The sequence below is a fragment of the Mesorhizobium sp. BAC0120 genome, assembly GCF_033542235.1.
Classification (GTDB): Bacteria; Pseudomonadota; Alphaproteobacteria; order Rhizobiales; family Rhizobiaceae; genus JAWRCU01.
The window spans coordinates 109567-129202 of record NZ_JAWRCU010000002.1; the positions used below are offsets into that span (position 1 = coordinate 109567).

Here is a 19636-nt window from a genome sequence, read left to right on the forward strand (position 1 = left end):
CGCTCTAGATGTCATCTCGTGCCCTGCTCACTCTGGAGTTGAACGGCAGATTCCCCTTCCCAATCAAGGGAGACTGTATTGCATTAGCAAATTCAAAAATAGCTTGGGAGGGAAGCGATGAACTTCACCGAGAGGAGTTTCCATCTGCAAAGGGGTTTCTGGGTGAGCGGCAAACTGCGTCCTTTTGGCACCGGTCGCCTTAGCTGAAGCTCCGGAGGACAACCCGCCCGCTTACTTGCCCTGAGATTCCGCGCTGGTTCGCTATGGCTGGGGCGGCAGGATTCGAACCTGCGAATGGCGGTACCAAAAACCGCTGCCTTACCGCTTGGCGACGCCCCAGCAATCCGGCGTGGCCGGAAGCGAGCGGACTTATATTCAGACTTGGCGGGAAGGGCAATCGGGGCAATTGGGCGTGGAGCAATGAAAAATTCGCTTCTATGCTCCCACCGGTTTGTGAGGTCGCGAACCGCCTCTCGCTTCCTCCGGAGCGGCCGGCGGCCAGCCTGTCGACTTCCTAGGCTCCCCACACCGCGAGCTCATTGCCGGCGGGATCGCGGAAATGAAAGCGGCGACCGCCCGGAAAGGTGAAGATCGGCTTCAGGATCACACCGCCGGCAGCCTCAACGGCAGCAAACGTCGCTTCCAGCTCCTCGGAAAAAAGCACCGGCAATGGCGCCGGAGGCGCTTCGGAAGCCTCCGCCTGGAACCCGCCGTCCAATCCTTCGTTGAAGGCAGCGTAGGTCGGGCCGTAGTCGGTGAAGGACCAGCCGAAGGCGGAGCTGTAGAAGGCCTTGGCGCGGTCAAGCGTCGCGCCTGTTGCTGGCATTTCGATATAGTCGAGCTTGCCGGTCGAACGCATGGGGATCACTTTATGTTCTCGTTATGTTCTAGATCGGGAATGCGGAGAACGCAAGATCGAAATTCAACCGGGCCTGATTGACGCACCGAAAATGTTCAACCGATTTTATGTTGGAACGGCAATGCCCGATTGCATATGAGGGCTTTGACACTCACCCTATCACATTCTCTTACTGGGGACGCGCCATGACGAAATGGGTCTATACTTTCGGTGACGGCGCGGCGGAGGGGAGGGCAGGCGACCGCAACCTGCTCGGCGGCAAGGGCGCCAACCTCGCCGAGATGTGCAGCCTGGGCCTGCCGGTGCCGCCGGGCTTCACCATCACAACGGATGCCTGCAACTGGTATTACGAGAACGGCAGGGCTTTCCCGCCGGATCTCGAAGATCAGGTCGGGAACGGGCTGGAGCACATCACCGCCATCGCCGGCCGCAAGCTGGGAGACCCGGAAAGGCTGCTCCTGGTCTCGGTTCGCTCCGGTGCCCGCGCGTCGATGCCCGGCATGATGGACACGGTCCTCAATCTCGGCCTCAACGATGTCACAGTGGAGGCCCTTGCTGCGGACGCTGGCGACGCACGCTTCGCCTATGACAGCTATCGCCGCTTCATCCAGATGTATTCGGATGTCGTGCTCGGCCTCGATCACGAAAACTTCGAGGAGATACTCGAAGACGAAAAGGCGCGGCTCGGCTTCGATCTCGATACGGAGTTCTCGGCCGATCAGTGGCGACACGTCGTCAAGCTGTACAAGCAGAAGGTCGAGGAAGAGCTCGGCGACCCGTTCCCGCAGGCGCCGCAGGAGCAGCTCTGGGGGGCGATCGGGGCGGTCTTCCGCAGTTGGATGAACCAGCGCGCGATCACCTATCGCCGCCTGCACGATATCCCTGAAAGCTGGGGCACGGCCGTCAACGTGCAGGCAATGGTGTTCGGCAATATGGGCGAGAGCTCGGCGACCGGCGTTGCCTTTACGCGGAACCCATCTACCGGCGAGAAGGCCCTCTACGGCGAATTCCTGGTGAACGCCCAAGGTGAGGATGTCGTGGCGGGCATCCGCACGCCGCAGAACATTACCGAGCGGGCGCGTATCGAAGCAGGCTCCGACAAGCCCTCCCTCCAGAAGCTGATGCCCGACGCCTATCAGAGCTTCGTATCGATCTGCGACAAGCTCGAGACGCACTATCGCGATATGCAGGACCTCGAATTCACCATCGAGCGCGGCAAGCTGTGGATGCTGCAGACGCGATCCGGCAAGCGGACCGCCAAGGCCGCGATCCGCGTCGCGGTCGAGATGGCGAAAGAGGGGCTGATCAGCAAGGAGGAGGCTGTATCGCGGATCGATCCGGCCTCCCTTGACCAGCTGCTTCACCCAACCATCGATCCCAACGCGGAGCGCAACGTGATCGGTGCCGGTCTCCCGGCTTCTCCTGGAGCTGCGACCGGCGAGATCGTTTTCTCCTCGGACGAGGCGGAGGAAATGAAGGCGCGCGGCAGGAAGGTGCTCCTGGTGCGCGTCGAGACCAGCCCGGAAGACATCCACGGCATGCATGCGGCCGAGGGCATCCTCACCACGCGCGGCGGCATGACGAGCCATGCCGCGGTGGTGGCGCGCGGCATGGGCAAGCCTTGTGTCTCGGGTGCAGGGTCGCTGCGCGTCGACCATCGCAATGGAACGCTGATTGCCATGGGCGTGACGCTGAAGAAGGGCGACGTGGTCACCATCGACGGTGGCACTGGCCAGGTGCTGAAAGGCGCCGTGCCCATGCTGCAGCCGGAGCTCTCCGGCGATTTCGCAACCCTGATGGAATGGGCCGACAATATCCGCCGCATGAAGGTGCGCACCAACGCCGAGACGCCTGCCGACGCCCGCATGGCGCGCTCTTTCGGGGCGGAGGGGATAGGGCTCTGCCGCACCGAGCACATGTTCTTCGAAGGCGATCGTATCGTTGCCATGCGCGAGATGATCCTCGCCGATACGGAGGACGGCCGCCGTGCGGCGCTCGCCAAGCTCCTGCCGATGCAGCGCTCGGACTTTCTGGAGCTGTTCGAGATCATGGCCGGTCTGCCGGTAACGATCAGGCTGCTCGATCCGCCGCTGCACGAATTCCTGCCCAAGACCGATGAGGAGATCGCCGAGGTTGCCGCGGCGATGCAGGTCCCGCCCGACAAGCTCAGGCAAAGGACCGAGGCGCTGCACGAGTTCAATCCGATGCTTGGCCATCGCGGATGCCGGCTTGCGGTCTCTTATCCGGAGATCGCCGAGATGCAGGCGCGCGCGATCTTCGAGGCGGCAGTCGAAGCGGGCAGGAAGACGGGAGACCCCGTCGTGCCCGAAGTGATGGTGCCCCTGGTCGGGCTGAAGACGGAGCTGGACTTCGTCAAGGCGCGCATCGATGAGGTGGCGAAGAGCGTGATCACGGAGTCCGGTGCACCGGTCGAGTACCTCGTCGGCACGATGATCGAATTGCCGCGCGCGGCAATCCGCGCGCATGTGATTGCGGAGACAGCGGAGTTCTTCTCCTTCGGCACCAACGACCTCACGCAGACGACTTTCGGCATCTCGCGCGACGACGCGACCTCGTTTCTGGAAGCCTATCGCAAGAAAGGCATCATCGAGCAGGACCCGTTCGTGTCGATCGACGTGGACGGCGTCGGCGAGCTGGTGCGAATCGCCGCCGAGAAGGGCAGGGCGACCAGGAACGGCATCAAGCTCGGCATCTGCGGAGAGCATGGCGGCGATCCGGCCTCAATCCGCTTTTGCGAGGAAGTCGGGCTGGACTATGTGTCGTGCTCGCCCTTCCGCGTGCCGATCGCAAGGCTCGCAGCGGCGCAGGCGGCGGTTCGGAAGGGGTGAAACTCGGCGGGGCCGGCAGCGCCTCCGGCTCGCAAAGGTGGCGTGCGTGCGCACGGCCGATCTGGAACAGGCCGCCCTGCTCTGGGCCTTATCCGCCGAGCTTGCCGGCGTCGATTCTTTCGCCCGAGCAGCTTCCGGCGCAGTCGCCGGGTCGACTCAATTATGGGCTACTGACTGCGACGGGCGGTCTAGGTGGGATAGCCGAGCGCCCGGCTCTAGCCGCGTCTTCTGACGGGCCAAATTGCCGTGGCGGGCAAGCTGAAATCACAGGAATGCACTCCCCACCAGCAAAATCCAGAAGCTAGTCACAACTGTAATCGATACACCTGCCATTACGCTGAGCCGGTCGGCCTTCGCGTCATCATTATCTCTCATGCCCAAATACACTCCCGGGTGTGATGCTCTGCCACTCGAGTGGCGCGGAACTGCCGAAACGCAGCCTCGCAGGCGCTGTTCCGGCTCTGGACCTCTTCGAGCAGTGGCGGTGACCTTCGGACTGCTGGGCTCATGGACTTTGGTCTGACTGTCCCGAGGCAAAAGGCCGAGAGCGCTCTTTTTTGAAACCTGCTGCCAATCGAGGCGTTGCCGGCCTGACAAGGAGACAATAGACCGTGACGAAAAGCATTGTTCGGGCTGTTCCTGTCTGTCACCCTGTGTGGCGCCTTGCCGGCTGAAGCAAGCTAATGCGGCGCGGTTCCATGGTCCCTCGCTCGCGCCGTCTACCCACCGTTCGCCCCAATGGCGGACGGTGGGCTAGCCCAGATCGGCGGCCAGAAAGCAGCCTGCCGATGTCGTTTGCCCTACGCTGATCTCGACTGTAGGAGGGGCCATGCTTTCTCGCCGGAAACTCATCATCGCGCTGGTGCGCTCACCGCTGGCAGCCGGCTTGTCAGCGGCGCCGCTTCGCATCGTCTGGGACAATTGGTTGCCGGAAATCTCCCCACAGAACGCGACCGCCAAAGATGGTAACGGCGGCGGCAATGGGAACGGCGGTGGCAACGGGAATGGTGGCGGCAACGGGAACGGCGGCGGCAATGGGAACGGCGGTGGCAACGGGAACGGCGGCGGCAACGGGAACGGCGGTGGCAACGGGAACGGTGGCGGCAATGGCAATGGGAACGGTGGCGGCAACGGCAACGGCGGGAATGGTGGCCGCGGAAACGGTGCCGGCAATGGAAACGCTGGCAAGAATGACGGCGGTGGTGGACAGGGCGCAGGAACTGGCAGTGGCCGCGCCGGCAACAGCAAGGGCTCAGCCACAGCCGGCAGCCGAACGAGCACCCAGCAAGTAAACCCCCAGACGGGCGACAAGGTTCAGATCGACGCGACAGGCATTGAGGTCACGCACGACAACGGAATGAGTGAAGGGATCCGCAACGGCCGTTATCTGATGAAGGATTCCCACGGTCGCACGATCATCGAGCGACGGGCAACCGCGGCCGACGTGACGCGGCTGCGCGGCATGATCTGACGATCACCGGCCGTTTGCAGCATCCCGATACGCGACTGCCGCCTCTGTCCTGTTGGAGACACGAAGCTTCGCCAGAATCCGCGTCATGTGATGCTTGATCGTCTTTTCCTGGGTGTCGAGTTGAAGGGCAATGCGCTTGTTGCTCAACCCCGTGGCGACAAGGCTGAGGATTGCCCTTTCCCGTTCGGTCAGATCGTCCAATGGGTTCTTCGTTGCGGGTGCGGTCGAGCGCGAGGACAGGTCGGATACGACGCGAGCCGAAAGGGCAGGTGAGACATAGGCCTCGCCATTTGCCACATTCCGCAGGATCTCCGCGAGTGTTCTGGAGCCGACGCCTTTCAAGACATAGCCTTTTGCGCCGTTGTTCATCGCCTCGGCAACATCGTCCGTCAGCTCGGAAACCGTCAGCATGACGATCTTCTGATCGGGATGCCGCGCGCGGATCTGGCCAATGGCGCTCAGACCGCCGCCAGGCATCGATATGTCCATCAACATGATATCGGGACGCTCCTGCTCGGCAATCCTCAGAGCGTCCTCCTTGCTGCCGCCTTCGGCCACTATTTTGAAGCCGATGTCGCTGAGAATACGAGCCAGCCCCTCACGGAACAGGGGATGGTCGTCGATAACTGCAAGGCGAATCGGTGCGGTCACGGCGCGTGTACCTCCTCCACGTCAAGAACCATCCTCACTATCGTACCCCTTTCCGACGTCTCCAAGGTGAATACGCCTCCGAGACTCTCGACCCTCTCGCGGAGGCCCGCAAGACCCAATGCTTCGGGTCCTGCGAGGGTGGGATCAAAGCCAGGCCCACTATCGGACACCTCGATGATCACCCGCCCCGCCTCGCAAGCGTGGCGGACCGCCTGGCCTGCGCCCCCCGCGTGACGATAGGCGTTGCTGAGAGCCTCTTGCACGAAACGATAGGCACAGATCTTGCCCGAGGGCGAGAGCTCACAGGGCTCGTCGGAGAGCGACTGTCGCACTGTCGCACCGGTACGCTGCTCATGGGCCTGCGCAGCGTGGGCGATGACGTCCCGCGTGCGCTGCGTTTCGATATGCGGAAGAATGAGCCCCCGGCAGATGCTTCTGATCTCGTAGAGAGCTTCGTCCAGGCTCGATTTGATCGTGTCGATCTCGCGGTCACGGCTTTCGGGCGAAGCGCACGGTGCGAGGAGGGCCGAACCGTCCAGCTTCATGGATGCCAGTGCGACCAACTGCGCTGGACCGTCATGCAGATCGGCGCCGATGCGCCTGAGGTAACTCTCGTTCAGCGCGACTGCACGCTGTGAGGCGCGCTGAACGCGAGCGTGCAGCAGCCTGTTTTGGGCAAGTAGTCCTGAGAGCTCAAGAACGCGAGCCCTCAGAGCATGACTTTGTTGCGTGATCGTCCGGCTGCCGCGGAAGACGATCGCGGACAGCACCAGGAAAAAGCCCAGCGTTGCCGCCGCGACCGCAAGCCAGGACCAGACGCGTGCCCATAACAGACTGCGTTCGAAATCGGTCGCGATCTCGTAGAACTCGGATACGGCCACGACCTCACCGGACCATGGCTGCAGGACGGGGTTGTATATTTCCAGCAGCATCTGGCCGCTTTCGCGCTCTCTCTTGCTCTCGATGTCGTCGACCTGATTGAATTCAGCGACCATCTTGCCGGCAAAGGCTGTTTCGAGATTTGGGCTGGGCTCGAAGCGCTTGCCCACGAGGCTCCTGTCGTTGGCATACAGGATCGTCCCGTCTTTGCCCCAGAGCCGAAAGGACACCAGTCGTTTGCCGAGCGCCCCCTGTCCCAAGGTCTCGTCCAGAGCATGCGCGACCGGATCGGATAGCGCCTCGTTCTTGCGCATGTCCGGCAACAGCGGCGCAATCACGCTGTCCACGTAAAGCGCTGTTGAGGCGGCGGAGTTTCTGGTGACACTGTCTTCAATGACACGCGTCACCACAATCCCGACCAAGGCCATGGCAATCAGCGACACCAGGCCGCCGATCAGCAGGAATTGCGCCGCAAGGGATTGCGAATTCCAATAGCTAACAAGTTTTCGTCGTGACCACCGCACAACTCACCCGAAATGCCCAGCCGCATCGAAGGAGCAACGGTGCTCTCTTTCTCTCCAAAGGAAAATATTGCAGCCTAGGGATGCGTCAATGGTCGATGGAAGTTGCGCGGCGCCGAGCCAAATCGACGCAGTTGAGCCAACTGCGCGAATTCCGCCATGATCGGCGATAGAGATGGCAGTCGTCGCCAGTGAGGGGTCTAGAGATGCGTCGATTTTCCGTGTTGCTCGCTGCGGCCGCCCTTGTGGCCGGCGCGAACCTCGCTTTCGCGAAGCCGCCGGTCGACCTGCACAAGCCGAAGCCCGTCCAATCGGCAGAGTCCAGACTGGTCGAGCCGACGCTGCGTCTTTCCCCATCGGGGAGCCCCGCCGGCCGCGTGGCGCTCACCCTCGACGCTTGTGGCGGCCAGACCGACCACAGAATCCTGGATGCACTGGTTGAGAACCGGATTCCCGCAACGGTTTTCGTGACCGGCATTTGGCTGAAGCGTAATGCCGAGGCGTTTGCGATTTTGCGCGCCCATCCCGAGCTGTTCGAGATTGAAAATCACGGCGAGCGCCATGTCCCGGCTGTCGGCGCGCCGGCGACCATCTATGGCATCAAGGCTGCCGGGAGCCGGGAGGCGGTGACGAGAGAGGTTGAAAAGGGCGCCGAGCAGCTTCAGGCGGCGGGAGGGTCAGCGCCGCATTGGTTTCGGGGAGCGACCGCCAAATACGACAGTTCGGCGATCGCCGTGATCGGCAAGCTCGGCTATCGAATCGCCGGCTATTCGCTGAACGCGGACGGCGGTTCGCTGCTCGGTGCTGCATTGACCGAGAAGCATGTCGCCAACGCCAAGGACGGCGACGTGATCATCGCCCATATCAATCAGCCGACCCACTCTGCAGGAGCAGGGCTGGTAAAGGGCTTGCTCGAACTGAAGGCGAGAGGCGTGACCTTTGTCCGGCTCCAGGATGCCGCGGAGGTGGCGGGCTCTTAGACCACGATCCCGCTATCGGGCAAATGATGCTGCAAAAACAAGGGCGTTAGAGCCGGATGAGTGCCGATTTGAATTCGTCCTGCTTAAACGTGATCTTTGGTCGGCTCAATAGAAGTTGACGGTGACTGGCCGGCGGTTCATCTTGACCTTTCGACATGCCGCAGGCGAGCCCAAGGCATTGCGGTCATCGAACGAAAAGCCGGGGTCGCGGCCCGGCTTTTCGTTCGCCACGCTCACGGCAGATCTGGCTCCGCAATTCCGATAGGCATGCCGCGCAGAGAATAGGCATGCCGCGCAGAGAAAGCGCACATAGGTCCCTTACCGGTCACGCGCTCTCCGCGACGAGTTCGACAAGCTACGAAGGCCTGCCTACTGCGTCTCGATCTCCACGCGGTTCGGATAAAACGCGCCGTAACCCTTGATCTCGGCCATCTCGTCATAGGGATCCTGATACGCCCACATTGCATCCGCGGCGCCGTCCTTCACGCTCCAATAGCTGGCGTCGCCCTTGAACGGGCAATGTGTGCTGTTCTCTGTCGCGGACAGCTTGCCGAAATCGATGTCGGCGAAAGGAATGTAGATCACGCCCGGATAGGTGTGCTCCTTCAACAGCAATGCGCTGTCTGAGGAGGCGATGGTTACGCCGTTCGATCGCACCGTGACGTGCTTGCCGAGTGGTTCGACGGTGATGGTATGCTCAGGATGGTTCCTGAAGCCGGGCGATGGGTTCCGGGCGGTCTGCGACATTTCCAACTCCCAAGGAAAAGTTTGATGTGGGGCCTGCTCCCTCGAATTCAAGCGGCCCCGCGCTTCTCTTTGGCGGCCCCGACTGGCGTGTCGTGAACGAAACGAACCTGCCGGTACTGCAGGCCGCAGTCGAATACCCGGCCCGATCTTCAGGCGGCCGTGCGGAAGACGTCCACCAGGCCGGCATAGGATTCGGCGATCCTTGCCAGCGGATTCGTGCTTTGATCGACCGGCTCGACGCGCATCAGGCCGCCGCCCGGAGGCATGATGACCAGCGCGAACTGCTTTTCCTCGCCGCTGCCGATTCTCACGGCAGCGACGCGTTGGCAGTCCTCATTCTCCATGCGCATCTCGAACAGGATCTCTCCTCCGGTCGACTGAAGAGCGGTGCGAATCGAATCCTCGAAGCTCAGAGAAATGAGGTTCTGGTTGTGCAGCGCGAGTTCCAGTTCGACAGCCTCGAGCGAGTTGGTTTCCGCCGTCGCGGCCAGACTGCCTTGGGCAGTAAGCCGCTCGGCCAAAGCCGATTCGGATGTCGCGAGTTCGGTGCTGGAAGGGGCGTCCATGCCGTCTCTCCTGTCGAAACCTGTGCACTTCACCCCGCCTACCCATCCTATGTGACGTGACGGCAGGCTGCAATATGGCCGGTTGCTAATGAGCCCGGTTGGTAATGAGCCTTGTGGCGGAGGTGTTGCGTTCCGCTAGTGTCGCGATTCTGAAATCGCTCAAGGTCGATCTGGACAAAAGCCGGCTTCACTTCACAATCGGCTCAGTGCCAGCTTGGGAGGAGAAAATGCTGGGATTGATGCAGGAATGGCCGCTTTCGTGCCACAAGATACTCGATCACGCGGAGCGCCAGCACGGCAATCGTGAAATCGTGTCGCGTTCGGTCGAAGGGCCGATCGTTCGCACAAGCTACCGTGAGCTCCGCGAGCGCGCGCTGAAGCTTGCGCAGCGCCTCGAACGCGACGGCTTCAGGGAGGGCGACCGCATCGCGACGCTCGCCTGGAACACGGCACGGCATCTGGAGGCCTGGTACGGCATAATGGGCATGGGCGGCGTCTACCACACGCTCAACCCGCGGCTCTTTCCCGATCAGGTGGTCTGGATCATGAATCATGCCGAGGACCAGGCCCTGTTCGTCGATCTCACCTTCATGCCGATCGTCGAGAAGTACTGCGGTGCCGTAGGGTCGGTACGCAGGGTGATCGTGCTCACCGACGCCGAGCATATGCCGGAGACCAGCCTTCCGCAGGCGGTTTCCTACGAGGAATGGCTCGGCGAGGCGGACGGCGACTATCAGTGGAAGGCGCTCGACGAGCATGCGGCGGCCGGCATGTGCTACACGTCGGGCACGACAGGCGATCCGAAAGGGGTCGTCTACAGCCATCGCGCCAACGTGCTGCATGCGATGATGATCGCCATGCCGGACGCGATGGGGCTGTCGTCGCGCGACACGGTCATGCCGGTCGTGCCGATGTTCCATGCCAATTGCTGGGGGCTTGCCCAGGCGACGCCGATGGTCGGCGCCAAGCTCGTCATGCCCGGCTCCAGGATGGACGGCGCGTCGATCTATGAGCTCCTCGACACGGAAAAGGTGACGGTCACGGCGGCAGTTCCGACGCTCTGGCTGATGCTGCTTCAACATCTCGAGGAAACCGGCAAGAAGCTGCCCTATCTGAAGAAGGTGCTGATCGGCGGTTCTGCCTGCCCGCGCGCCATGACGAGGAAGTTCCAGGACGACTACGATGTCGAGGTCATCCACGCCTGGGGCATGACCGAGATGACGCCGGTCGGCACGCTCGGAACGATGAAGCCGCAATATATGGATCTCGAAGGCGAGGCTCGGCTCGACGTAAAGGAAAAGCAGGGTTACGCCCCATTTGGCGTCGAAATGAAAGTGACCGATGACGAGAATCGGGAGCTTGACTGGGACGGAAAGACCTTCGGCCGGCTGAAAGTGCGTGGCTTCGCGGTGGCGGCCTCCTATTACGGCGGCGCCGGCAAGGAGCAGTTCGACGAGGACGGCTGGTTCGATACCGGCGATGTCGCCCATATCGACGCCGGCGGCTACATGCAGATTACCGATCGCGCCAAGGATGTGATCAAGTCGGGCGGCGAGTGGATATCGTCCATCGAGCTCGAGAACCTTGCGGTCGGCCATCCCGACATTGCCGAGGCGGCCGTCATCGGCGTGCCTCATTCGCGCTGGGCCGAGCGGCCGCTGCTGATCGTCGTTCGCAAGGCGGGCCGGGAAATCTCCAGGGACGACCTGCTTAGCTTCATGAACGGCAAGGTCCCCAAATGGTGGCTTCCGGACGACGTAACCTTCGTCAGCGAGATACCGCATACGGCCACGGGCAAGATCCTGAAATCGGCGCTGCGCCGTCAGTTCAGGGATTACAAGCTGCCGACGGATTGACCCAGGCTGTTGGAATGGCTGCATGAGGCCGGCGTCGTTTCTTCCGGCAAATGCCGCATGAGTGCTATGTTGCTGGACGAAGCGTTGCTTTGACCATGCCGAGTGAAGCGACTAGAAAACCGCTTCGCTCATTTTCGAGGTGCCGCGATAGATGGTAGTCCTGGCTGAAAGGCGCTCGTCGCGGTCGGCGGTTTGGGCGGGCCGGCTGGCGCGGTTTTCTGCAGTGCTGTTCGTCGTATCCGGCCTCGGCCATCGGTTAGGGCTCATTGAAACCATAGGCTTCTTCTGGCTGCTCGGCCTGATCGGCACACTGGCGATTGCGGCATTGCTGCTGGCGGCTGCCGGCTTTTACCGCCTGTGGACCTATGGTGAGCGGGGCGGCATCAGCTCGGCCTGGGCCGTGCTCATCGCGCTCGTGGTTCTCGCGCCGTTCATGGTATCGGCCTGGCGCGTCTATGCCTATCCACAGCTCTCCGACATCTCGACAGATATCGCCGATCCGCCGCCGCTCGATGCCGCGGAGAAATCGCGCACGGCGGACATGAATCCGGTCGCGCCGATCTCGGCAGAGCAGGGGGAGATGCAGTCGGAGGCCTATCCCGACATCACCGGCCGCCGCTATCCGCTTTCGGCAGACCGTGTGCAGCAGCTCGCTGCCGATCTTGTGCTCGCCAATGGCTGGAAGTTCATCCAACCGCCGACACCGGCGCTGGCGGGTGGTGATAGCTACATGGAGGCGCTGGCCAAGACTGCGTACCTGGCTTTTCCAGTCGACGTCTCGATCAGGATAACCGACGAGGGCGACACCTCTTACGTGGATATGCGGTCGGCCTCGCGCTACGGCCGCCACGATCTCGGCGACAATGCCGCCAGGATCAATGATTTTCTGGTCGCGCTCGACGCCGCGGTCGCTGGTGCGGCCGGCGTGCGGGCAGCGGAAGAGCCGCCGCCGGCTCCTTCGGAAGTGCCAGTGCCGTCGGCGCCGCCAGCTGATTAGGCTCGAAGCGCATAGGTCGCTTCGAGAGACGGCTCGCCCTCGGCCGCGATCACACCTCGTTCCCAGAGGTCCTCGAGATGGGCGAGCACCGAAAGACCGGCTGCGCCGTGCAGCCTGTGATCGGTGTCCCGATAGATATTGCTCACCATCTCTGTGATCGTGCGGTCGCCGGCTGCGACGCGCCCGAGGATCGCGCGTTCGCGCATCTTGCGGTGGGCCTTGAGCCCGCGCACGAACTTGGCGGGTTTCTCCACCGGCCCGCCATGGCCGGGAAAGTAGATACTGTCGCGCCGTTTGAGAAGCTTGTCGAGCGAGCTCATGTAGTCGGCCATGGCACCGTCTGGAGGTGCGACGATGGTGGTCGACCAGCCCATCACATGGTCGCCGGAAAACAGGATACCTGTTCCTTCCAGCGCGAAGGCGGCATGGTTGGCGGCGTGGCCGGGCGTAAGGATAGCCTTGAGCCGCCACCCGTCGCCCTCGACCGTCTCCCCGTCGGCGAGCCTGATATCGGGCCGAAAATCGAGGTCGCCGCTTGCATCGAGCCGGTCGATCTCGCCGCTCCTCATAGCCCGGGCGGGACGGTGCGGGCCTTCGGCCACCGTAGGTGCTCCGGTGAACGTCTTCAGCTTGTCGGCAAGCGGCGAGTGGTCGCGATGCGTGTGCGTGATGAAGATATGGCTGACGGGACGCCCGTCGATCGCCTTCATCAGGGCGGCAAGATGCGTCTCGTCATCCGGCCCGGGATCGATGACTGCCAGCCTGTCGCGACCGACGATGTAGCTGTTGGTGCCATGAAAGGTGAACGGGCTTGGATTGTTGGCAGTCAGCCGCCGCACCCCCGGCGCGATTTCGACCGCCGAGCCATAGGCCGGCTCGAAGCTGAGGTTCAATTCGAGCGCATCTTTCATCTCGCCTCATCCACTCTGCAAACCAGCACTACGCCGGGACAGTCTGCCTTCTCGCACGGAAAGGCCGAGCAGTTGCAAGGTGGGTGTCGCGGAAAAACCAACTGTTCCCGGCACTTCCCCGGCAGCTTCCCAAACGAGTTGCCGCTTAGCATGGAAGCCCATATACCGAAATCGATGATCCTGAGCCGGCAGGCTCGTGAATAAAATCGAGGATTTTCATGGCATCCAATGTCGCAGCGCGTCCGCTGGTTTCGATCGCAATTCCGGAAGGCGGCGCTGCGCGCCTGGCCCTGCGGTTCTTCCCGGCTGTCGGCGGCTCGTTGCTGCCCTGGCTTTCGCCAAGGAGACTGGCCGCAGCGCAAATATTCTTTCAGGCGGAAAACTGAATTTATTTCATCGGCTTAGAGATACGCTAGCAGTTTGAAGGCGATCCGGCTAAGGAGGATGGCCTCAAGAGGGGAATTGTTATGGATTTGTTTGAGAAGGCGAGGTCGAGCGGACTCCTTCGCCACCTCGGCATCCTCCATGACATGGTCATTGCCGCCGCGGCCTTCTTCGTCGCCTATGTCACGGCAATCGGCTGGACGGCCGCCTCCACGGACGTGACCGTCTATCACAAAACGCTGATCTTCGTCGCGGCAGCCGCCGTTATTTTCTTCTTCGTCTTCTCGTTGCAGCGCGGCTCCTGGCGCTATGTGTCGATCCCCGAATTCCTGACCATCGTCAAAGCCTCGCTCGTCACCTCGATCCTTTACACGTTCGGGTCGTTTCTGGTTTCCCGAGGCTTCAACTTTCCACGGCAGGTGCCGGTGCTTGCAACTTTCTATCTCATAGCGGGGCTGGCTGGACCTCGTCTCGGCTACCGGCTTTTCCTCGAGGGCGGCATTTTGCCGATCTCGACGCTGAAGGTGCCGGCCAGCGCTCTGCGCCATGTCCTGCTGCTTGGTCTCAACGACAGTGCCGAAAGCTTCATCCGGTTGACCCGCCGCGGTTCCCTTGCCGGAATCCGCGTCGTCGGCATTCTCGATGAGGCGCCGCAACGGCACGCCCGCTCGGTGCAGGGCGTCAGGGTTTACGGCGCGCTATCGGATCTGGAAGAAGTGGTCGGCAAGCTCGGGCGCAAGGGGATAAGAGTTGCGGAGCTTGTCATCACAGAGGCTTCGCCCAGCCGCCAGCGGCTCGGCCAGATCGTCGAGTTGGCGACCAGCCTCGGTATCAAGGCATCGCGCCTGCCGGATTTGGCCGAAACATCGCAGCTCACCAGCAATTCGCTGCTTGAGCCGAAAGCGATCGAGCTCGGCGACCTGCTTGGCAGGCCGGAGGTTGCGACGGATCTTCCCGGAATAGCCAGCCTGATCAATGGGCGGACCGTGCTGGTGACGGGCGCCGGCGGCTCGATCGGCTCCGAGCTGTGCCGGCAGATCGCGCTGCTGTCGCCGCGCCGGCTGATCATCACCGACAGTTCGGAGTTCCACCTTTATTCGCTCGACATCGAGCTGCGCGAGAAGTTCAACGGCTTGCGCATCGAGACGCAGATCGTCGATGTTCGCGATGGCGCGCGCGTGCGCGAGGTGTTCCAGAGGTTCAGCCCGGAGGCCATCTTCCACGCCGCTGCCTTGAAGCATGTGCCGCTGGTGGAGGCTAACCCGCTCGAGGCGATCAAGACGAACCTGTTCGGCACGAGGAACGTCGCCGATGCCGCGCTTGCCGCCGGTGCTGCGGCCTGCGTGATGATTTCCACCGACAAGGCAGTCAACCCGACCAATGTGATGGGAGCTACCAAGCGTGCCGCCGAGGCCTATTGCCAGGCCCTCGACATTTCCTCCGAGAAGACACGCTACAAAACCGTGCGCTTCGGCAACGTGCTTGGCTCGAACGGCTCGGTGGTGCCCCGCTTCCAGGAGCAGATCGCAAGCGGCGGCCCGCTGACGGTCACGCACCCCGAGGTCGTGCGCTACTTCATGACCATCCCCGAGGCGGTGCGGCTGGTGCTGCACGCCTCCGCCCACGCGCTGCGCCGCCGCAACGAACGCGGCAAGATCATGGTGCTCGACATGGGCGAGCCGGTGCGTATCGTCCAGCTCGCCGAGCGCATGATCCAGCTCGCGGGCCTCAAGCCCTATGCGGATATCGACATCGTCTTCACCGGCCTGCGCCCCGGCGAAAAGCTGTACGAGGAACTGTTCGATCCGTCCGAGGTGCAGAACGAGGTCACCGTGGATGGGTATATGATCGCCTCGCCGCGCATCATCGACAAGGCGCTGCTGGCGCGGGCGTTGGCCAGCCTTGAGTCGGCTGTGGCGCAGGAAGATGCCGAGCGTGCGCTTGAATTCCTGGCGCACATCGTACCGGAATATCGCAAGGACACGCGGCCGGTTCCGGACTCTGCTCCAAATCCGGGCTCTTTTAGCCAGCAGGTCTGAGTAGGAAGTGCTCGACTCTGACCGCGAATGTCGAGTGGCTATATCTCCATTCGACAACTCGACCGAGCGTTCGGCTGCCGACGCAACTGACTTGATCCACAGTTAAGTCTCATCGGTCCTGCTTTTCAATTCAGCTCGACCAGCGACCAGTGCCCGAACTGGTTGATCATTTTTCCTTTCGCCAGGATATGTGTCTCCACCGTGGGTGAGACAGCCCCCTTCTCAAGCACGACGTAGCGGGCGCCAGAACGAGCCGCAAGCAGATCGAACGAATCCGCTCCGTTGCGATTGTTAGGATCAAGCATAGCACGGTTCAATTTGTTCAGCTCTGCCCATTTGATCCATTTGTCGCTTCCGCTGTAAAACAGTGAATTGGCGTCGATCTTCAAAAAAGCGAGCGGCTGCAGTCCGGCATAGCGCACCGCCTGTCCCACAACTTGTCTGCCGATTGGCAGCACCGTCCCATTGCTCGGACGGCCGCGAAGATAGCTGATTAGCGCCGAAGCATCTGGATCCTGGGATTTGACATCATTTGTTATCGAGCTGATGCCGATGCGATCTGATATCCAATTGGGAAAGAGTCCCCACCAATATGCCACCAGCAAGATTGCTGCAGCAGGAATCGCTGGACGTAGCGGCGCAAGGCGGCCAGCGGCAAAAAACCTCGTTTCGACGAGTGTCAAGAGGAGCACAAAGCCGACAAGCACCGGCATTACGATCAGGCGCATCCCACGTATAAGATCGAGTTGAAATGGGGTTCTGCCCAGCCAATGGGCGATGGCCTGGTCGACCCAGGAAAGTCCAACTGAAGCTCCCAGGCAGCCCAATAGGAAAAGTAGGAAGAAATGACACGTGCGACGAAATTTCGATTGTACGAACGGCACAAATATTAGCCCCGCGAGTCCGGTTACCCATATGGGCCATGCCGTAACTCCGGTATCTCCAAGAAATTCTCTGACAGCGAGCCAAGCGTCATATTGGCCGGGAGCAAGTGACTTCTGGAAGTCCTTCAGTGCGTCTGCCTGGAGTTCGGTTACATTCGGTGAGTTAACCACTTCGCCTCCCGAGAAGGACGAAAAGAAACTAATAGCGAATGGAGTTGCCATCAAAACGAACACCAACCCGGCCGCAATGAGGACCGCAAAGTTGCGTCCAAAGCTTGTACGTGGACCTGCGAGCGCGAAGCTTCCTAGCCACAAGCCTGCAGCGCCCACTGGGGCGCTGACGGGGTGGACATAAATCGTCAGCCCGCACAGTGCGAACAAGACGGGAAGAGCAGCCAGCCGCGCGCCAAATGAGAGAAAGGCGATTATGAGAAACGGCAATAGACCGTCGTAAGCATTCCGAACGAGAGGAATCCAGTAAAGTCCGAACAGATCACTTCGACCCAAATTCCACACTGGAACGATGGTCATCAGTGCTAAAACGGAGGACCAGAGCCTGTTTCCAGTGATTCTCAATCCGAGAAGATAATACCCAAACAATTCAATCAATACGATCGGTATATACATAAATAGATAAGCTAGTCCGATGTCGTCTGTGTAGGAAGCAAGCGATTTTACGACTGGCACGAACGCTGAGATGTAAAAACGACTGGTGCTGGGATCGGAGACGACAAAATCGCTGGCAAGGCGGTCCGGATGGAGCTCGCCTGCGACCCATCCTGAGATGGTTCCGGCATCGGTATTCTGGATAATTGTAGGTGAACTATTTGCAGCGAGCAGCAGCAGCACTTCAAAGCTGGCGACGGCACCCAGAAGGGTCAATGGCAATGTATCAGCCCGGCTGAGGATCAGTTTATCAATTGGCCGAATGCTGATGCTTGGCAGCCACAGGCGAACTGCGACAGCGTCGAGGGCCAAAACGGCCAAAATAAGCCAGGCGGGAGGCGCGAAGCTGTATTCTGCCTGATACGTCCTTCCGTTGCTACGAGGGTCTGTTCTGTCAGAGGTGGAAAAATAGAGGGTTGCACCCCAATGGGAATAGCGACCGTTGCCCTCCGACACTATCTCTGAGTGTTGGCTATGTGGGTCTGTTAAGGCTGTTCCGTTCTCCTTCAAAACAAGGTCTGAGGCGTGGGACCCTGCTTTGTCACTGCGCAGATTCATTCCAGCTATCGGCGGAGCCCCCGAAATTGGGTACACGTATCCAAAGCCGCCCAAAGGGCTGATGAGGGTGGGATCAATGGTAATTGTTCGGCGGCTCAAACCGAAAGCCTGCAATGCTATCATGATAAGCGCGATGATAGTCCCTGCAATCGCGAGGCCTATAATTACGCGCTTGAAGAGGTTTTCACCTCGACTCGGAATCGGGCAGGAACAGGTCGAGGGCTGGTGCATCGGATTCCACTCGTAGGGAAAGCGCAAATGGATAGGCCGCGGGCCCATGCGCCAATACACGACGAGCTGCATAGTTCACAATGATCGCCATTCTTGTTCCAGTGACTTTTGCAACAAATGACCGGAGAAATCCGCGAGCTGCTCGGCCTACCTGCGGCTAGTTTGTCCGGGGCAATCTTTGAGTTCTCAACCGGCGTTAGAAGCGGCGGGCAGCATCGAGCGGAATCTTGGCTGGACAAACCAGCATGGGAATTTTATGTGCCAACGGTAGGTGCTGTAGGACGTGAGCTATCGAGCGAACTATCTCAGATCAAGCTCACTACTGCGGTCAAGCTGGAAGCAAGGAAGTCGGCCCCCGGCACAAAATCATGTCGAAATGCCAGAATGGATAGAACGTTTGCGTATGCGGATGGGACGATCCAAACTTGATTGCAGCTTCGTCGCGGAAGGCCGCCTATGACACGCTGCTTGGGGACACCAAAATAACTTCGTGGGATAGGTTCGCGCGTCCATTCTGCAGCTTCCCTGTGACGGACCGAAGCAAGGATCATGGACCGTGAATTGGGAGGGGAAGGAAGTGAACCAAGTCTGGGAGTTCGGTTCCATATCGACCACCAAGTATCGGCGGGAAGCCCTTTTTCTTTCCGTTATTGTTCCGATCTACAATGAAGAGGAAAGCATTCCGATCCTGTGCGAAAAGCTGTTTGGCGTCCTCGATCGCATGGGGAAGACATTCGAGATAATATGTATCAATGACGGCAGTTCCGATGCCTCGTTGACTGCCCTGCGAAAAGTTGCTGCTCAACGCAAAGAGCTGAAGGTGGTCAGCTTCCGCAGGAATTTCGGGCAGACGGCGGCTATGATGGCGGGGATCGACCATGCCGAAGGCGAGATCATTGTTTCGATCGACGCTGACCTGCAGAACGACCCCGAAGACATCCCAACCCTTCTTTCCAAGATGGAGGAAGGATTCGATGTCGTTTCAGGCTGGAGAAAGGACCGGCAGGATGCCCCTGTGCGGCGCAATTTTGTAAGCCGCGTCGCGAATAAGGTTATCTCCCGGATCTCTGGCGTTCGGCTGCACGATTATGGCTGCACGCTGAAAGCCTATCGGCACGATGTGGTCAAGGATGTTCGCCTCTATGGCGAGATGCACCGGTTCATCCCCATCTATGCCTCATGGATGGGCGCACGTGTGTGCGAATTGCCGGTGCGGCATCATGCGCGAAAGTTCGGCCGATCGAAATACGGGCTGGAGCGCATCGCGAAGGTGATACTCGACCTTGTCGTAGTAAAGTTTCTCGACCGCTACCTGGCCAAGCCGATCTATGTGTTCGGCGGCTTCGGCCTGCTGTCCCTCATTCTCTCGATCGTTTCGGGCCTGCTGATGATCTGGCTGAAGTTGTTCGATGGCATCTCCATGATCCAAACTCCGCTTCCGCTATTCTCAGCCATGACATTCCTGGTCAGTGTGCAATGCGTATTGATGGGTTTGGTCGCAGAGATCGTGGTACGCACCTATTTCGAAGCGCGAGACCGCAGGGTCTATAGTGTCCGCGAGACCATCAATTTTGGAGAGCGATAGCG

Annotated in this window: 16 protein-coding genes and 1 tRNA gene; 8 read left to right on the forward strand and 9 right to left on the reverse strand. The window is 60.6% G+C overall.

Going from position 1 to position 19636, the window contains the following annotated elements:
• Positions 1-264: 264 nt before the first annotated feature.
• A tRNA-Gln gene (locus SAZ10_RS04090) sits at positions 265-339 on the reverse strand.
• Positions 340-514: 175 nt separating this feature from the next.
• Complete coding sequence (locus SAZ10_RS04095) at positions 515-859, reverse strand: VOC family protein (RefSeq protein ID WP_318608454.1); 345 nt, start codon at positions 857-859, stop codon at positions 515-517.
• Positions 860-1044: 185 nt separating this feature from the next.
• Between SAZ10_RS04095 and ppdK the strand changes: the two genes are divergently transcribed.
• Together ppdK and SAZ10_RS04105 are read left to right on the forward strand one after the other, a co-directional pair.
• Entirely contained in the window at positions 1045-3708 is a 2664-nt protein-coding gene (gene ppdK, locus SAZ10_RS04100) for a pyruvate, phosphate dikinase (protein ID WP_318607902.1), read from the forward strand.
• A gap of 829 nt (positions 3709-4537) precedes the next feature.
• A complete protein-coding gene (locus SAZ10_RS04105) occupies positions 4538-5179 on the forward strand; it encodes a hypothetical protein (RefSeq protein ID WP_318607903.1) in 642 nt (213 codons plus the stop codon).
• A gap of 3 nt (positions 5180-5182) precedes the next feature.
• Here SAZ10_RS04105 and SAZ10_RS04110 read toward each other — a convergent pair whose 3' ends face one another.
• Positions 5183-5830 (reverse strand): response regulator transcription factor, encoded by a 648-nt coding sequence (locus SAZ10_RS04110; protein ID WP_318607904.1) that lies wholly within the window; start codon positions 5828-5830, stop codon positions 5183-5185.
• A complete protein-coding gene (locus SAZ10_RS04115) occupies positions 5827-7152 on the reverse strand; it encodes a sensor histidine kinase (RefSeq protein ID WP_318607905.1) in 1326 nt (441 codons plus the stop codon). The genes SAZ10_RS04110 and SAZ10_RS04115 overlap by 4 nt, the downstream gene beginning before the upstream one ends.
• A gap of 284 nt (positions 7153-7436) precedes the next feature.
• Between SAZ10_RS04115 and SAZ10_RS04120 the strand changes: the two genes are divergently transcribed.
• Positions 7437-8210, forward strand: coding sequence for a polysaccharide deacetylase family protein (locus SAZ10_RS04120; RefSeq protein ID WP_318607906.1), 774 nt, complete (start codon positions 7437-7439; stop codon positions 8208-8210).
• 105 nt (positions 8211-8315) lie between these two features.
• Here SAZ10_RS04120 and SAZ10_RS04125 read toward each other — a convergent pair whose 3' ends face one another.
• The 3 genes from SAZ10_RS04125 to SAZ10_RS04135 form a co-directional block, all read right to left on the reverse strand.
• The gene (locus SAZ10_RS04125) at positions 8316-8447 is read right to left on the reverse strand and encodes a hypothetical protein (RefSeq protein ID WP_318607907.1); all 132 of its coding nucleotides are present in this window, start codon (positions 8445-8447) and stop codon (positions 8316-8318) included.
• 132 nt (positions 8448-8579) lie between these two features.
• The gene (locus SAZ10_RS04130; RefSeq protein WP_318607908.1) at positions 8580-8957 is read right to left on the reverse strand and encodes a DUF427 domain-containing protein; all 378 of its coding nucleotides are present in this window, start codon (positions 8955-8957) and stop codon (positions 8580-8582) included.
• Between the two features lie 149 nt (positions 8958-9106).
• On the reverse strand, positions 9107-9523 hold the full coding sequence (locus tag SAZ10_RS04135; protein WP_318607909.1) for a hypothetical protein: 417 nt from the start codon (positions 9521-9523) through the stop codon (positions 9107-9109).
• A 227-nt stretch (positions 9524-9750) separates the two neighbouring features.
• Here SAZ10_RS04135 and SAZ10_RS04140 point away from each other — a divergent pair, with 227 nt between their 5' ends.
• Both SAZ10_RS04140 and SAZ10_RS04145 read left to right on the forward strand, forming a co-directional pair.
• A complete protein-coding gene (locus SAZ10_RS04140; protein WP_318607910.1) occupies positions 9751-11379 on the forward strand; it encodes a long-chain-fatty-acid--CoA ligase in 1629 nt (542 codons plus the stop codon).
• A gap of 151 nt (positions 11380-11530) precedes the next feature.
• Positions 11531-12376 (forward strand): DUF1499 domain-containing protein, encoded by an 846-nt coding sequence (locus SAZ10_RS04145; protein ID WP_318607911.1) that lies wholly within the window; start codon positions 11531-11533, stop codon positions 12374-12376.
• Here SAZ10_RS04145 and SAZ10_RS04150 read toward each other — a convergent pair.
• A complete protein-coding gene (locus tag SAZ10_RS04150) occupies positions 12373-13287 on the reverse strand; it encodes an MBL fold metallo-hydrolase (protein ID WP_318607912.1) in 915 nt (304 codons plus the stop codon). The genes SAZ10_RS04145 and SAZ10_RS04150 overlap by 4 nt on opposite strands.
• A gap of 218 nt (positions 13288-13505) precedes the next feature.
• On the opposite strand from SAZ10_RS04150, the gene SAZ10_RS04155 reads away from it, so the two are divergent.
• Positions 13506-13673, forward strand: a complete 168-nt coding sequence (locus tag SAZ10_RS04155) for a hypothetical protein (RefSeq protein ID WP_318607913.1) — start codon at positions 13506-13508, stop codon at positions 13671-13673.
• An 81-nt stretch (positions 13674-13754) separates the two neighbouring features.
• Complete coding sequence (locus SAZ10_RS04160) at positions 13755-15710, forward strand: nucleoside-diphosphate sugar epimerase/dehydratase (protein WP_318607914.1); 1956 nt, start codon at positions 13755-13757, stop codon at positions 15708-15710.
• Between the two features lie 125 nt (positions 15711-15835).
• On the opposite strand, the gene SAZ10_RS04165 is transcribed toward SAZ10_RS04160, so the two are convergent.
• On the reverse strand, positions 15836-18049 hold the full coding sequence (locus tag SAZ10_RS04165; protein ID WP_318607915.1) for a hypothetical protein: 2214 nt from the start codon (positions 18047-18049) through the stop codon (positions 15836-15838).
• Positions 18050-18626: 577 nt separating this feature from the next.
• Between SAZ10_RS04165 and SAZ10_RS04170 the strand changes: the two genes are divergently transcribed.
• Positions 18627-19634, forward strand: coding sequence for a glycosyltransferase family 2 protein (locus SAZ10_RS04170; RefSeq protein WP_318607916.1), 1008 nt, complete (start codon positions 18627-18629; stop codon positions 19632-19634).
• Positions 19635-19636: the final 2 nt, after the last annotated feature.